The 14,275-nt window shown below is 72.0% G+C and carries 12 protein-coding genes; 8 read left to right on the plus strand and 4 right to left on the minus strand.

Annotation, left to right across the window (positions count from 1 at the left end; all coding sequences use genetic code 11):
* Window positions 1-26: 26 nt before the first annotated feature.
* From B7K25_RS05860 to B7K25_RS05875, 4 genes are read left to right on the plus strand one after another with little or no spacing between them, the layout of a single operon-like run.
* The gene (locus tag B7K25_RS05860) at window positions 27-971 is read left to right on the plus strand and encodes an ABC transporter permease (RefSeq protein WP_084104775.1); all 945 of its coding nucleotides are present in this window, start codon (window positions 27-29) and stop codon (window positions 969-971) included.
* Window positions 968-2,881, plus strand: coding sequence for a dipeptide/oligopeptide/nickel ABC transporter permease/ATP-binding protein (locus tag B7K25_RS05865; RefSeq protein WP_084104776.1), 1,914 nt, complete (start codon window positions 968-970; stop codon window positions 2,879-2,881). Before B7K25_RS05860 ends, B7K25_RS05865 begins: the two co-directional genes overlap by 4 nt.
* A complete protein-coding gene (locus tag B7K25_RS05870) occupies window positions 2,878-3,759 on the plus strand; it encodes an ATP-binding cassette domain-containing protein (RefSeq protein ID WP_304441524.1) in 882 nt (293 codons plus the stop codon). The genes B7K25_RS05865 and B7K25_RS05870 overlap by 4 nt, the downstream gene beginning before the upstream one ends.
* Window positions 3,760-3,768: 9 nt before the next feature.
* Entirely contained in the window at window positions 3,769-5,223 is a 1,455-nt protein-coding gene (locus B7K25_RS05875) for a DUF3500 domain-containing protein (RefSeq protein WP_084104777.1), read from the plus strand.
* A gap of 269 nt (window positions 5,224-5,492) precedes the next feature.
* Here B7K25_RS05875 and B7K25_RS05880 read toward each other — a convergent pair whose 3' ends face one another.
* The 3 genes from B7K25_RS05880 to B7K25_RS05890 all read right to left on the minus strand — a co-directional run bounded on the left by B7K25_RS05880 (window position 5,493) and on the right by B7K25_RS05890 (window position 8,425).
* Window positions 5,493-6,335 carry a methylenetetrahydrofolate reductase gene (locus tag B7K25_RS05880; protein WP_084104778.1) on the minus strand — a complete coding sequence of 281 codons (843 nt, stop codon included), beginning with the start codon at window positions 6,333-6,335 and terminating at the stop codon, window positions 5,493-5,495.
* Between the two features lie 299 nt (window positions 6,336-6,634).
* Window positions 6,635-7,321, minus strand: coding sequence for a GntR family transcriptional regulator (locus B7K25_RS05885; protein ID WP_234988093.1), 687 nt, complete (start codon window positions 7,319-7,321; stop codon window positions 6,635-6,637).
* Window positions 7,322-7,387: 66 nt separating this feature from the next.
* Window positions 7,388-8,425 (minus strand): LysR family transcriptional regulator, encoded by a 1,038-nt coding sequence (locus B7K25_RS05890; protein ID WP_159450132.1) that lies wholly within the window; start codon window positions 8,423-8,425, stop codon window positions 7,388-7,390.
* Window positions 8,426-8,551: 126 nt separating this feature from the next.
* Between B7K25_RS05890 and hpaD the strand changes: the two genes are divergently transcribed.
* From hpaD to B7K25_RS05905, 3 genes are read left to right on the plus strand one after another with little or no spacing between them, the layout of a single operon-like run.
* A complete protein-coding gene (gene hpaD / locus B7K25_RS05895) occupies window positions 8,552-9,550 on the plus strand; it encodes a 3,4-dihydroxyphenylacetate 2,3-dioxygenase (protein WP_084104780.1) in 999 nt (332 codons plus the stop codon).
* Between the two features lie 9 nt (window positions 9,551-9,559).
* Window positions 9,560-10,366: a hypothetical protein gene (locus tag B7K25_RS05900; protein WP_371328288.1), complete on the plus strand. Its 807-nt coding sequence runs from the start codon at window positions 9,560-9,562 to the stop codon at window positions 10,364-10,366.
* Window positions 10,363-11,169 carry an HpcH/HpaI aldolase/citrate lyase family protein gene (locus B7K25_RS05905; protein ID WP_234988094.1) on the plus strand — a complete coding sequence of 269 codons (807 nt, stop codon included), beginning with the start codon at window positions 10,363-10,365 and terminating at the stop codon, window positions 11,167-11,169. Before B7K25_RS05900 ends, B7K25_RS05905 begins: the two co-directional genes overlap by 4 nt.
* 434 nt (window positions 11,170-11,603) lie before the next feature.
* Here B7K25_RS05905 and B7K25_RS05910 read toward each other — a convergent pair whose 3' ends face one another.
* Window positions 11,604-13,259, minus strand: a complete 1,656-nt coding sequence (locus tag B7K25_RS05910; protein WP_084104782.1) for a DUF389 domain-containing protein — start codon at window positions 13,257-13,259, stop codon at window positions 11,604-11,606.
* Between the two features lie 161 nt (window positions 13,260-13,420).
* Here B7K25_RS05910 and B7K25_RS05915 point away from each other — a divergent pair, with 161 nt between their 5' ends.
* On the plus strand, window positions 13,421-14,251 hold the full coding sequence (locus tag B7K25_RS05915; protein ID WP_084104783.1) for a L,D-transpeptidase: 831 nt from the start codon (window positions 13,421-13,423) through the stop codon (window positions 14,249-14,251).
* The last annotated feature ends 24 nt before the right edge of the window (window positions 14,252-14,275 follow it).

A 14,275-nucleotide genomic window follows, 5' to 3' on the forward strand; every position in this document is an offset into this window, starting at 1 on the left:
ACAGTAACGACGAGGAGTCAGTTTCGATGGGGAAGCTCGTTCTCTACCGGCTGGGGTTCGCCATACCGCAGCTCGTGGTGGTGTCAGTGGTGGTGTTCTCGCTGACCTACCTTGTGCCGGGATCTCCGGCGGCCGCGATCCTTGGGGTCTCGGCCACACCGGAGTCCATCGCACTGGTGGAGGAGCAGTTGGGTCTCAACGAGCCCGTCGGCCAGCGACTGGTCGAGTGGTTCGGCGGCCTCCTGCACGGTGACCTCGGGACGGCGTACCGTTCCGGGCTGCCCGTGACGGACATGCTGGCCCAGCGCATCCCCGCGACGCTGTCGATGATCCTCGGCGGCATGGTCGTCGCCATCGTGCTCGGGGTGGGTGTCGGTGTCTACACCGGCACCCGCCCCGGCACCAAGGCGGACCGCCTCCTCACCGGCGGCACCGTCCTGGGCATCGCGATCCCCGAGTTCTGGCTCGGCATCATCCTCACGACGATCTTCGCCGCCCAGCTGGGGTGGCTGCCGATCGTCGGCTGGGTGCCGTTCTCCGTCGACCCGTGGGGCTGGTTCGTGGGCCTCATCCTCCCGTCCCTGACGCTCGGCATCACCGGCGGCGCGATCATCGCCCGCCAGACGAGGGCGGCGATGGTGCGCGCCCTGGCCGCTCCGTACACGGACACACTCACGGCAGCCGGCGTCCCGCGTCGCAAGATCCTCTACTCGTACGGCGTCAAGAACGCCATGGTGCCGGTGCTCGCCTCGATCGGCGTCGTGTTCGCGATCCTCATCGGCGTGAGCTTCGTCATCGAGAAGGTCTTCTCCTTCCCGGGCCTGGGCTCGCTGATGCTCACCAGCACCATCGGCCAGGACTTCCCGGTCGTGCAGGGCGTGGTCCTGTTCACCGCGACCCTGGTGATCGCCGTCAACCTGCTCATCGACGTCCTGTACGGACTGATCAACCCCCAGGCGAGGCCCGCATGACCACGTCCACCGTCGGCCCCGCGGCCGCCTCCGCCCCGGCCGCCCGCCAGGCCTCCGGCATCCGCCAGGCCTGGGGCCGCCTGCGCCACCAGCCCGTCACCCTCGCGGCCATCATCACCGTCGCGATCATCGTGCTCATCGCCGCGTTCGCGCCGCTCATCGCGCCCTACGCGCCGGGAGAGACCGACTTCACCGCGGTGCTCGCGGGCCCGTCGGCCGAGCACCCGCTCGGCACCGACGACTTCGGCCACGACATCCTCAGCCAGCTCATCTACGCCGCGCGCACCGCGCTCGTCGTGGGCGTCGGCTCGGTGTTCGTCGCGATGCTCATCGGCGTCCCGATGGGCCTCATCCTCGGCTACAAGGGCGGCTGGTACGACCGCATCGGCTCGCGCGTGATGGACATCGCGGACGCGATGCCCGGCATCATGATCGGCTTCGTCGTCATCGCGATCCTCGGCCGCGGCACCCTGATCCTCATCTTCGCGATCGGCCTCATCTTCTCGATGAACTTCGCGCGCATGGTCCGCGCGATCACGCTCACCGAGCGCAAGAAGCTCTACGTCGAGTCGGCCCACGTGTCCGGCCTACGCAACCGGCAGATCGTCTTCGGCCAGGTGCTGCCCAACCTCGTGGGCCCGCTCGCGGTCCAGGGCGCGGTGTTCCTGGGTAACGCGATCAAGGTCGAGGCGGCGCTGTCGTTCCTCGGTCTGGGTCTGCCCGACGACCAGCCGTCGTGGGGCGGCATGCTGCGCGTCGCCGCCGAGCACCAGGTCGACCACCCGTGGATGGCGCTGCCGCCCGGCATCGCGATCGTGGTCACCGTGCTCGCGCTGAACCTGCTGGGCGACGGCATCAACGACGCCCTGTCGGGTGCGCGCACCACCCGCAAGCAGCGCAAGAAGGCCCGCGCCCTCGCCCCCAGCCTCGCCGACGTCGAGAAGGCGCGCCAGAGCGCCGAGGCCCGCGAGACCGCCACGGACGCCGCCCAGGCGGCGACCGCATCGGTCATCCCGGCCACGGCGAGCGCCCTCATCACCACCCCGCTGCACCCCGAGACGGTGCTCGCGGTGCGTGACATGCGCATCGTCGCCGACCGTCCCGACGGCGAGGTCGTGCCGCTCGTCACGGACCTCAGCCTCACGGTGGGTCGCGGCGAGATCATGGGCCTGCTCGGCGAGTCCGGCTCCGGCAAGTCGATGCTCGCGAAGTCGATCCTCGGGCTGCTGCCCGCTGGCGTCCGCGTCGAGTCGGGCTCGGTCGAGCTCGCCGGCGAGGAGCTCGTGGGCCGCACGGAGCGCCAGCTGCGCTCGATCCGCGGCAAGAAGCTCGGCGTCGTGTTCCAGAACCCGCAGGCGAACCTGTCGCCGGTGCACACCGTGGGCCGCCAGCTGGTGGACCCGCTGCGCGTGCACCACGGCATGTCGAAGAAGGCCGCGCGTGACCAGGCCGCGGACCTGCTCGACATGGTGGGCGTCAAGGACGCCGCGAACCGGCTCGACCAGTACCCGCACCAGTTCTCGGGCGGCATGGCGCAGCGCGTCGCGATCGCCATCGCGCTCGCGGGCGACCCCGACGTGCTGATCCTCGACGAGGCGACCTCCGCGCTCGACGTGACGACGCAGAGCCAGGTGCTCGACCTCGTGCTCGACCTGCGCGACAAGCTGGGCATGGCCGTCATCAACATCACCCACGACCTTGGCGTGGCCGCGGAGGCCTGCGACCGCGTGGCGATCATGTACCACGGCGAGCTGCTCGAGGTGAACGACGTGTTCAGCCTCTTCCACGAGCCGCACCACCCCTACACGAAGGCGCTGCTGGCGTCCCACCCGACGGCCGACCACAAGGTCGACCGTCTGCCCACCATCGCGGACTTCGTGACCGCTGATGGAGAATGGATCGCGAGGTGATCATCCCGATGACGGCCCACCGGCCCCTGCTCGACGTCCGCGACCTCGAGGTTGCCTACGAGGCGAAGGGCGGCATGTTCCGCAAGCGCATGACCACGGTGGTCAAGGGCGTGAGCTTCCACATCGCGCCCGGCGAGACCTACGGACTCGTGGGCGAGTCGGGATCGGGCAAGTCGACCACCGGGCGCGCGATCCTGCGCCTCGCGGACATCGCCGGAGGCACCGTCACGTTCGACGGCACCGACGTGGGCGCGATGGGATCGCGCACCCCGCTGTCGTACCGCCGCGACGTGCAGGCGGTCTACCAGGACCCGGGCGCCTCGCTCAACCCGCGCCACCGCGTGGGTCGGGCCGTCACGGACGCGCTCAAGCGCCACGGCATCGGCGACCGCGCCTCGCGCCGTGCGAAGGCCCTCGAGGTGTTCGAGCAGGTGGGCCTCACGGCCGCGCACCTCGACCGCTTCCCGTCGGAGATGTCGGGCGGTCAGCTGCAGCGCGTGGCGATCGCCCGCGCGCTCGTGCTCGAGCCGCGCCTGGTGATCTGCGACGAGGCGGTCAGCGCGCTCGACCTGTCGACCCAGAGCCAGATCATCAACCTGCTCATGGACCTCCAGAAGGAGTCCGGCGTCAGCTACCTGTTCATCACCCACGACCTGGGCGTGGTGCGCCACATCTCGCACCGCGTGGGCGTGCTGAAGCTCGGCGAGCTGGTCGAGGAGAACACCACGGACGCGCTGTTCGAGGCTCCGCAGCACGAGTACACGCGGTCGCTGCTCGCGGCGAGCCCGTCGTCGAGCCCCGAGGGCCGCGACGAGCGTCGCGCCGCCCGTCAGCAGCGTCGCGTCGCGGTGCCCTCGGCGCTGCGCCAGGCCAGCTGAGTCGCGCGCATGGCTGAGCAGGACGGGACGCCGTCGGAGGCTCTCGACGCGTGGTTCTCGACGGCCAGGACGGCGGCTCGCGACGACGCGGTGACGGTCAGCGCGGACAGCTACCGGGAGTTCCTGTTCGCGCCGGAGGACCCGGTGCTCGCGGACTGGCGCGGGCTCGACTACGCGGAGTTCTCGCGGCGCAAGCGCGAGCCCGACTTCGTCCAGGAGCTGCTCGCCGACTGGCGCGCGCTCTACGACGAGCCGTTCCGCGGCATCACCGAGGACGGCACCGTCCGCACCGAGGTGTGGGCTCGTAGCGCCGATGCGCTCGCCGGCTCGGGGGGCCACGGCACCTCCTCGACGGGAGGGGAAGGCGTGAGGGCCGATGCGCCTGCCGACTCGGGCGTCGACGGAGCCTCCGGGGGTGGCGAGCACGGTGCGGGCGCGGGGCTAGTCGGCGCGGGCACGCCCGAGCAGGCGCGTGCCGCCCAGGCGGCCGATGCGCTGCTTGCCCTGCTCGACGAGAGCCAAGCCGAGGCGGTCGCGTACCCACTCGACGCGCCCGAATGGCGTGCGTGGTCCAACCCCGAGTTCGTCATCCACGAGGTGGGTCTCCGGCTCGAGGAGCTCACGGATGAGCAGGCGCGCGCGGCCCTTCGCGTGGTCGAGGCGGCGCTGAGCCCCGAGGGCTACGAGCGCGTCCACGAGGCGATGGCGCTTAACGGCTACCTCGGCGAGCTCACCGAGCTGCCGCTGCTGATGAACGACAAGTCGTACTGGTTCTCGCTGTTCGGGGAGCCGAGCGCGACCGAGCCCTGGGGCTTCCAGCTCTTCGGCCATCACGTCGACCTCAACGTCGTGTTCGTGGGCGGGCGGCAGGTGGCCGCGCCGGTGTTCATCGGCGCGGAGCCGGCGCTGACCGACGGCGAGCGCCCGCCGCTGTTCGACGCGCGCGAGCGGCTTGGCATCGCGCTCGCCTCGTCGCTGACCGACGAGCAGCGCTCGCAGGCGGTGGTGTACGCGACGGTCCTCGATCCGGCCATGCCGGAGGGCCGCCTGCACCCGGCCGACGAGCGCCACGTGGCGGGGGCGTTCCGCGACAACCGCGTCGTGCCCTTCGAGGGGCTACCGGTCGCGGAGCTCGATGACGCCCAGCGCGGGGTCCTGCTGGCGATCGTTGAGGACTTCCTGCTGCTGCTTCCCGACGAGCAGCGCGACCTGGCGCTCGCGGACGTCGAGCGCTTCTGGGACGAGACGCACCTGGCCTGGTATGGCGCGACCGACGGCTCGCAGCCGTTCTACCTGCGCATCCACGGGCCGGCGATCATCGCCGAGCTCGACCACCACGCGGGGGTGTGGCTAGGCAACGAGGTGCCGCAGCGCTTCCACGTCCACACCACGCTGCGCCTGCCGCACGGCAACGACTACGGCAAGGCGTTCATCGCGCAGTGGAACGAGGCGAGCGGGGCCTAGGCCCTCGCTGCTCGTGCGGCCGCGCGCGGCCGCACGCGCATGCGCGCGCAGGTGCGGCCGTGCTCGCGCGCACGTGCGTGGACGCGTACGCGTGAGCGTGCGCCTGTGCCTGTGCCTGCGCCTGTGCCTGTGCCCGCGCACGCGCGTGAGGCCGCGTTCGTCGTACTCGCGCGTGCACGCGTCTGTGCCCGCGGCCACGCTCGCACGGGCGGCCGTGCTCGCGCGCACGCGCGCATGGCTGAGCCCGAGCGACTCGAGCTATCGAGCTTTCATGCCGTCGCGGGGTGGCGTGCCAACCAGCCGGCCGCGGCATCCAGGCCGCCGAGCGCGAACAGGTGCACCCGCACGTCGCCGTGGACGCCCGCGTCGAGCCCGTCCGCGAAGCCCTCGAGGAAGCGGTCCGGACCGGCGCTGCCCACGAGCGAGGTCACGGAGAACCCGTACTTCCGTGCCAGCGTCGCGCTCGATCGGACGCCGCAACGGCGCGCGAAGGAGACGAGGCGGCGCACCCCGGCAGGGCCGGGCACGCCCACGCGGATCGGCACGTCGATGCCCGCTGCGCGCACGCCCGCGACCCAGGCCAGCACGACGTCGACGTCGAAGCAGAACTGGGTGACGATCCGCGCGTCCATCCCGTCGGCCGCGATCGCATCGAGCTTGCGCACGAGCAAACGATGCAGCTCCTCGGAGGGGATCGCCGGGTGGCCATCGGGGTAGCCGGCGATGCCGACCTCGCGGACGCCGTGAGCCGCGAGCAGGCCGGACTCGATGACCTGGGCGGCTTCGGAGTACGGCCCGTGAGGCTCGCGCGGGTCGCCGCCGACCACCATCACCCGCTCGGACGTGCCCTGGTCCTCGTGGGCGCTCAGGGTCGAGGCGAGCTCGTCGGCGGTGGAGAGGCGACGCGCGGCGAGGTGGGGGATGGCCGTCAGCCCCAGGTCTGCGACCGCGCGTGCGGCGGCGAGGTGCTCGTCGCCAGTCTGGGTCGACAGGTGGGTGATCGCGACGCTCGTGCCGGGCGCCAGCGCGACGGCGGCTGCGCCGAGGTCCTCGCGGTCAGCCGCCGTGATCTCGAGGGAGACGTCCGTGAGGACATCGGCGACACCGGGCATCGGCTGATCTCCTCGGGTTGGGACGGCGGCTGCCGGCGACGTTCGGGCGGGTGCGGACGGCTCAGCTCATGGGTGAGCGGATGGCGTCCGGCGCTGGCCGCAGGATGCGCGCGTCGCGGGCGGCCTCCATTCTAGGCGCCGCGCCGCGCGGGCCCGGCAGAGCCCGCCGCCCCTCCAGGCGCACAGCCTGGGCGGCTCAGCGCCTCCCGCCGCGGTCACGTGGCGAAGTGGCCACGGCGACTTGCGGGCCCCGACGCGACGCTTCCCGGCCGCGCGCACGCAGCCGGGAGGACGCAGCCTCAGAACCTCCCGACCGACCCGTGCTGCGGCCGGTTCTCGGTGTGGGTCGCGTCGTACTCCATGACGGCCTTGAGGGTGTTGACCTCGTGGCGGCGTGCGGCCGTCTCGATCACGTCCGGGTCGGCGCCGCCCTCGATGAGGTCGAGCAGCGCGTCGTGCTCGGACAGCGACGCCTGCGCCCGGCCCGGGGCGTAGAAGAAGGCGGAGCGGCGGATCAGCTCGAGGCGCGTCCACTCGTGGTGCACGAGCGTGAACAGCCGGTCGTCCTCGCACTTGGAGCACAGCAGCTCATGGAAGCGGCGGTTGAGGTCGCCGAACCTGGCCGTGTCGAAGTCGGCGAGCGCCTCGCCGGCCTGCCGGTTGAGCTCGCGCGCCTGGGCGATCTCCTCCTCGGTGAGGTTCGCGGCGGACAGTGACGTGGCGAGGCCCTCGAGCCGGGCAAGGAGTCGCATGGTGCGCTGCCACGCGTCGGTGTCGAAGGTCTTCACGAGCGCTCCGACGTTGGGGACGATGTCGACCCAGCCCTCGGCCTCGAGCCGGCGCAGCGACTCGCGCCAGGGGACCGACGAGATCCCATGCTCGCGCGCGAGCTGGTCGATCACCAGGCGGTGGCCCGGCGCGTAGGTGCCGTCCATGATGCGTGCCTTGAGGATGTCGTACGCCTGGTCGGCCTTGCTGGTCGCCACTGAAGCTCCTTGTCGCTGCGTCGTCGAAGCGGGCCGCGGCCCACTACGGCTCAGCCGTGCTTGATCCTATCCCGCGTCGTGTGCGATTCCAGGGACATCGCGCCCGATCGCGGCCACCAATCGCCGCACGGTGGGATCGGTGTCGCCGGCGCGCGTGAGCGCGAGCGCGCGCAGGGGCCGCGGGGCGGGGGCGAGCTGGCGCACCTCCACGTCGAAGCGCCGCAGGCTCGCGCGGTCGGGGTCGGGCAGCAGCGCCCACGCGACCCCGGCCTCGATGAGCGGCAGCGAGGTCTGGATGGTCTCCACGGTCCTGATCTGGGCAGGGACGATGCGGTGGCGGCGCAGCAGGTCGTCGACGGCCTCGGGAAGGCTCGGCACGGCCGCGGTGCGGCGTGGCACGAGCAGCACCTGCCCCTCGAGCGCGGCGACGGGCAGGGGCTCGGCAATGCCGCCGTCCGGCGGGGAGGTCCGGGAGGCCGATGCGCTCGTCGCCCCCGCGTCCCGCCTCCCCTGTGCGGTGCGGGCGCCGCTCGTGCTGGCCCCGCGCGAGGACGCGCCTCCGAGCGTGCCGGGCGGCATCGCGACCACCATCGGCACCGGGCCCCAATCGTGGATGTCGAGGTCGCCCTGGTGCCGGGCGGCGAAGCGCGCAGCGTCGGCGACGATGATCGCCGCGACGTCCGCACGGCGCTCGAGCAGCAGGTCGATGGCGGTCCACGGTGGCGGGTCGGCGAGGTGCACCTCGACGTCGGGTGCCTCGGCCGCGAACTCTCGCAGCAGCGCGGGGATGCGGTGCCACATCAGCGCGGGCACGGCGGCGAGCGTGAGGCTGCCCGCGGTGCCCGCGCCGAACGACGCGAGCGCCTCGCGGATCTCGTCGACCTCGCCGAGCACCCGGGCGGACCGGTCGAGCAGGAAGCGGCCCGCGCTCGTGGGCTCGACGCCCTTGGCGCTGCGGGTGAGCAGCGGCACGCCCACCTCGGCCTCGAGCTTCTGGATGGCCACGGACAGCGGCGGCTGGGACATGTGCAGGCGCGCCGCGGCGGACGTGAGGGAGCCGGCCTCGACGACGGCGGCGAAGTAGCGCAGGTGGCGCAGTTCCATAACCTCAACGCTATACGCAAACCCAGCCGATAGCCAGAGCCTATGACCAAGGTGCGTGGAAGGTAGTTCCCAGCGAGCGCATCGGCCCTTCACCATGGAGGGAACCGCACCTGAGAGGAGACAGCGATGACGCTGCCCACCACGAACTTCGACGCCCCGTTCGACATCACCCGCGCGAGCCACGTGCGGATGGGATGCCAAGACCTCGAGAAGAGCCGCGACTTCTACCGCGACACCATCGGCCTGGTGGTGACGGAGGAGACCGACCACGCGATCTACCTGCGCGGCCTCGAGGAGTCCGCGCACCACTCGCTGGTGCTCGAGCGCTCCGACGTCGCCAAGGCGCACCGCGTGGGCCTGCGCGTGCGCCGCGAGCAGGACGTGCTCAACGCCGAGAAGTACTTCAAGGCGGTCGGCATTGAGCACGAGCGCGTCGAGGTCGACCACCAGGGTCCCACGCTGCGCTTCCGGGACTCCGTGGGCACGCTCATGGAGATCACCTCGGAGATGAGCCTGGTCGAGCGCAAGATGGCCGCGTTCGACGAGTTCGTCGCGGGCGCGCCGCAGCGCCTCGACCACTACCAGGTGGTGACGTTCGACGTGCAGGAGGCCACGGACTTCTGGACCGGCCTGGGCATGCGGATGAGCGAGTACACGGCCAAGGACGGCACCGACGAGCTGTGGGGCTCGTGGATGGAGGTCAAGGGCAACACTCACGACCTGGTCTTCACCAACGGCCGCGGTCCGCGCCTGCACCACTTCGCGTACACGGTGCCCGACGCCACCTCGCTCATCCACGCCGCCGACGTCGCTGGCGCTCGCGGCTTCGGCCAGGAGATCGACCGCGGCCCCGGCCGCCACGGCATCTCCAACGCGCTGTTCCTGTACCTGCGCGACCCCGACCAGCACCGCATCGAGCTGTTCACCACGCACTACCAGTTCATCGACCTCGAGGACGAGCCCATCCGCTGGGACGTGTCCGACCCCCGCCGCGCGCAGCAGTGGGGCATGCCGGCCAGCCGCCGGTGGTTCTTCGAGGCCAGCGAGTTCCCGGGCGAGGTGGTGCGCGAGCCGCTGCTGACGGCGACGCCCGATACGCTCGAGGACTACCTGGCCATTCACTAAGGGGTGACGGTGAACTTCACTGCTGCTGGTGTGCCGGCGCTCGACGCCGAGGTGCGGGCCCTGCTCGAGAAGGCGCCCGTCGCGGCCCTGTCGCAGCGGCTGCGCGCGCACGGGCTCAACGCCGTGACGATCGACGGCGTCGCCGCCCTCAAGCCGGGGACGTCCTTCGTGGGCGTCGCCCGCACGCTGAGGTACATCCCGTTCCGCGAGGACCTGTTCGAGTCCCACGGCGGCGGCTACAACGCGCAGAAGCGCCTGTTCGACTCGGTCGCCGACGGCGAGGTGATCGTGATCGAGGCGCGCGGCGTCACCGACGCCGGCACGCTCGGCGACGTGCTCGCCGCACGGGCCCGCGCGCTCGGGGCCACCGGCATCGTCACCGACGGCGCCGTCCGGGACGCCGATGCGGTCGCCGGGCTCGGCCTGCCCGTCTTCTCCGCGGGGGCTCACCCCGCGGTGCTCGGCCGCCGTCACGTGCCCTGGGAGTCGGACGTGACCGTCGCGTGCGGCGGGGCGTCGGTTCAGCCGGGCGACGTCATCGTGGGCGACGGGGACGGGGTCATCGTGATCCCGCCGGCGCTCGCGGCGGTCGTGGCGCGCGAGGCGCTCGAGCTCGAGGAGAAGGACGGCTGGGTGCTCGACCGGGTCGACGAGGGCGAGCGGATCGAAGACGTGTTCCCCATGAACGCCGAGTGGAAGGCGCGGTACGACGCGCGCTCCGACGCGAGCTCGGGTGGCGCGAGTGCGGTCGCGGGGGCCGGCCCCGGCGCCGACTCTGGTCCCGGGTCTTCCCCGACCGGCGGGGCGGCGTCGTGACCGGCCCGTCGCTCCCTCCGACCCTCGCGGCGCGGCTCGCGTCGGCGGACCGGCCCCTCGCGGGCATGTGGGTGTGCTCGGGCTCGCCCGTGATCGCCGAGATCTGCGCGGGCGGCGGCCTCGACTGGCTGCTCATCGACATGGAGCACGGACCCAACGGGCTCGAGTCTGTCCTCGCGCAGCTGCAGGCGGTCGCGGCGTACCCCGTGACGCCCGTGGTGCGCGTGCCCGCGAACGACCCGGTGACGCTCAAGCAGTTGCTCGACCTGGGGGCGCAGAACATCCTCGTGCCGATGGTGTCGTCCGCTGACGAGGCCCGCGCCGCCGTCGAGGCCGTGCACTACCCGCCGCGCGGCCGCAGGGGAGTGGGTTCCGCGCTCGCCCGCTCGGCGCGCTGGAACCGGGTCCCGAACTACCTGGCCGACGCGTCCTCGCACGTGTCGCTGTTCGTGCAGGTGGAGACGGCCGATGCGGTCGCGGCCGCCCGCGAGATCGCGGCCGTCGACGGGGTCGACGGCGTGTTCGTGGGGCCGAGCGACCTCGCGGCCTCGATGGGGCTGCTCGGCCAGCAGACGCACCCGGACGTGACGGCCGCAGTGGGCCGGGCGTTCTCGGCGGTGCGCGAGGTGGGGACGCCGGTTGGCGTCAACGCGTTCGACCCCGCGGTGGCGCGGTCCTACGCCGATGCCGGGGCAGCCTTCATCCTCGTGGGCGCCGACGTGGCGATGCTCGCGCGCGGGTCCGAGGCGCTCGCGGCCGAGTGGGTGCCGGACGGGGCTGAGGGGCCGGACGCCTCGTACTGATCTGGTCGACGCCAGGCGCGCGACGGGCGAGCCGCCGCGCGATGGACATCGAGAGAGCGGCAGGCGCTTCTCGGAGCTAGGTCACATCGCACGACGGCTCGATGCCAGTCTGCCGCCTGGCGGGCCGTGGTGCCATTCGCGGGTGCCTCGGCTACGGCCGAACGGTCGAGTTGCGGCAGTCGCACTGCGACAATGCGTGCCGCGGTCGGCTGGGCCTTGTCGACGCTCAGCCACCATCGGCGCGCAGGTGGGTCACCAAGACCGACAGCCAGCCACCAACTGGACGCTAAGGCAGGGGAGGGACCCGCGGTGAGCCCGCGCGGCGCTCTGGACCCGCGCGACGCTTTAGGCCGAGCACCCAAGTGGGCTAGGCATTGCACCTTGCGGGTCAGGCGCTGAACCCAGCGGGCCGGGTTCGGCGGTGGGGTCCGAGCCTAGGGCACCGGGATCGCGGCGGCCGGGAAGTGGGTCACTTCGATGGGGGTGAACCGCACGGTCAGGCCCAGGGGGAGCACTGCGCTCTGGTTGAGCATGGTGTGCAGCTCGTCGGTGTCGGGCAGCGGGCCCACGCCGATGAGGTCGACGGTCACCTCGCGTCCGTCGACGTCGATGCCTTGGACGGCGATCTCCGAGTCGTCGCCCAGCCACTCCTCGACGATGTCCTCGGCCTCCGTCTCCCGCTGCGCGGTGTTGACGATGCCGTCGGAGTTGAACATCAGCGGCACGAGGATCACCATCGCGACGGCGACGAAGGGCACGACGGTGGTGAGGATGCCGGTGGTGTTGGACCTCAGCACGCTCTGCTTGGCGAAGCCGCCGAGCACGAAGACCACGGCGGCGCTGAGGACGATCGACACGAAGTTGGTGAGGAAGAGCAGGAAGGCGCCGGCCGCATCGTCCCCCCGGCCGGCACCGAGCGTGATGCCCACGACCGCGAGCGGCGGGACGAGCGCGACGGCGATCGCGACGCCCGCGATCGAGCTCGAGACGCGCTTGTCGATCGTGGCGAACGCGCCCGCGGCGCCGGCCGCGATGGCGATGAGCATGTCGAGGAGCGTTGGCGTCACGCGCGACGTCACCTGGCTGTTGACGTCGAGCTGGACCGCGGTGGGCGCCCACTGCGACAGCGCGAGCGCGAGCAGGATCGCGACGCCCGTGCCGAAGGCCACGAGCAGCGAGGACTCCACGGCCCTGCGCGTCCAGCCGTTGACGATCGCACCGGCAAGTCCGAGGATCGGCACCATCAGCGGGGCGACGAGCATCGCGCCGATCACCACCGCGGTCGAGTCCGCCAGCACGGCGTAGGTGGCGATCGCGACGGAGAGGCCGAGCATCACCCACCAGGCCGAGCGCTTCGCGAGACGGTCGGGAGGCTCGTGATAGAGCGTCTCGGCGAGGTCCTCGCGCCGCCGGTCGCCGATGTCCGAGCTGCGAATCCAGTCCCACAGGACCTCGAGCACCGTGGCCGTCGCGGGCTCGAGGCGGCTCACCGATCCCTCCGCGCGGCGCATGCCCCACGTGACCAGCACGAGGCCGAGCACGATCGCGACGGTCGCGACGCTCGCGATCACCGTGGTGGACACCGAGTCGGGCGAGCTGAAGGCGAGCACGCCGAGCGCCATCGCGATGACGCCGGCCGTGACGCGGATCCAGCGGTGCTCCTGCTGACGCCGCACCAGGGCGGCGATGGTGACGATGGCTCCGCGCACCGTGAGGTAGAGCCCCGAGACGATGATGACGAGGGTCACGCCGATCGCGGCGCCGTCGTCGACCTGCAGGGTGAGCGCCGCGATGACCACGGCGAACAGCAGCGCCGACAGGCCGCGGATGAAGGCCCAGAAGCGCGAGCGCCGCGCGGGACCGATGCGCTTGCGGCCCGTGACGGCGTAGATGACCTCGAGCACGGCGGTCAGCACCAGGCCGATGAAGATCAGCAGCTGGAGCAGGAACTCCGTGAGGTCCGGGAGGAGGAGCACGAGCGCGCCGCCGATGATGGCGAACAGACCCTTGAGCGACGCGGGGTTCGAGATGGCGCGGATCCCGTTCGACCACCGCGTCAGCAGCGTCGTCTCGTGCTTGGTGTTCTCCATGGCTCCCCTCGTCCTGTGCTCATCGTAGGACTGGCCGCGCACGCGGGCGCGCGGGCGCGCGCATGGTCGAGCCGCAGGTACGGGCGGTGCTCCGAGGTCAGGAGCGGTAGGTGCGCGGGGTGGCGCCGGGCTAGACTCGATAGACACTGAGGGGAGGGCCGATGCGCGTGTCAGCACAGCTGCGCGGCACCGTCGCGATCGTGGCGGCAGCGGCACTGATCCTTGCGGGCTGCTCGGGCGACGAGGACCCCGACGAGGGCGAGGTGGTGGCCAGCGGCCTGCCCGTTCCGGAGGTGAGCGCGCCGGACGCTTCGGGTTCGCCGAGCCCCGAGGCCGCGCCCGGCGTGGAGCGTCCGACCACCTCCGTGGTCGCGACGGCCGTCGAGTCGAGCGTCGAGGTGTTCGACGCTCCTGACGGTGCGGTGACGCAGACCGTCGCGGCGGCCGATGTGCTCACCGTGCCCGACCAGACCCCGCTGACCTTCCTCGTCGAGGAGGAGGACGACAGCGGCGAGTGGGTCAACGTGCACCTCCCGGTGCGGCCGAATGGCTCGACCGGCTGGGTGCGGGCCGAGGACGTGACGCTCGGCAGCACCGAGATGCGCGTCGAGATCGAGCTCGACGAGTTCCAGCTCACCGTCTACGAGGGCGACGAGGCGGTCCTCGAGTCCGCGATCGGCGTCGGCCGCTCGGACCGGCCGACCCCCGGCGGCGTCTACTACATCCGCGAGCTGCTGCAGCCGCCGGATGCGGGCGGCGTCTACGGCCCGTATGCCTACGGCCTGAGCGGCTACTCGCCGGTGCTCGACTCGTTCAACGGGGGCGACGCGGTGATCGGCATCCACGGCACCAACGAGCCCGACTCGATCGGCACCCTGGCGTCGAGCGGCTGCATCCGGCTTCCGAACGACGTCATCACCGAGCTGGTGACCGAGGTGGGCATCCCGCTCGGCACGCCGGTGTACATCTCCGAGGGCGACGTCGAGGCCTGACGGCCCTCCGCGTGGGAGAGCCAG

It is taken from the genome of Demequina sp. NBRC 110056 (assembly GCF_002090155.1).
In the GTDB taxonomy this organism is placed as follows: Bacteria; Actinomycetota; Actinomycetes; order Actinomycetales; family Demequinaceae; genus Demequina.

Excerpts from the sequence above, each read along its gene's own strand:
- B7K25_RS05910 (WP_084104782.1), bottom strand. The coding sequence starts at position 13,259 with ATGGAGAACACCAAGCACGAGACGACGCTGCTGACGCGGTGGTCGAAC.
- B7K25_RS05875 (WP_084104777.1), top strand. The coding sequence starts at position 3,769 with ATGGCTGAGCAGGACGGGACGCCGTCGGAGGCTCTCGACGCGTGGTTC.
- B7K25_RS05880 (WP_084104778.1), bottom strand. The coding sequence starts at position 6,335 with ATGCCCGGTGTCGCCGATGTCCTCACGGACGTCTCCCTCGAGATCACG.
- B7K25_RS05860 (WP_084104775.1), top strand. The coding sequence starts at position 27 with ATGGGGAAGCTCGTTCTCTACCGGCTGGGGTTCGCCATACCGCAGCTC.
- B7K25_RS05890 (WP_159450132.1), bottom strand. The coding sequence starts at position 8,425 with ATGGAACTGCGCCACCTGCGCTACTTCGCCGCCGTCGTCGAGGCCGGC.
- hpaD (WP_084104780.1), top strand. The coding sequence starts at position 8,552 with ATGACGCTGCCCACCACGAACTTCGACGCCCCGTTCGACATCACCCGC.
- B7K25_RS05915 (WP_084104783.1), top strand. The coding sequence starts at position 13,421 with ATGCGCGTGTCAGCACAGCTGCGCGGCACCGTCGCGATCGTGGCGGCA.
- B7K25_RS05865 (WP_084104776.1), top strand. The coding sequence starts at position 968 with ATGACCACGTCCACCGTCGGCCCCGCGGCCGCCTCCGCCCCGGCCGCC.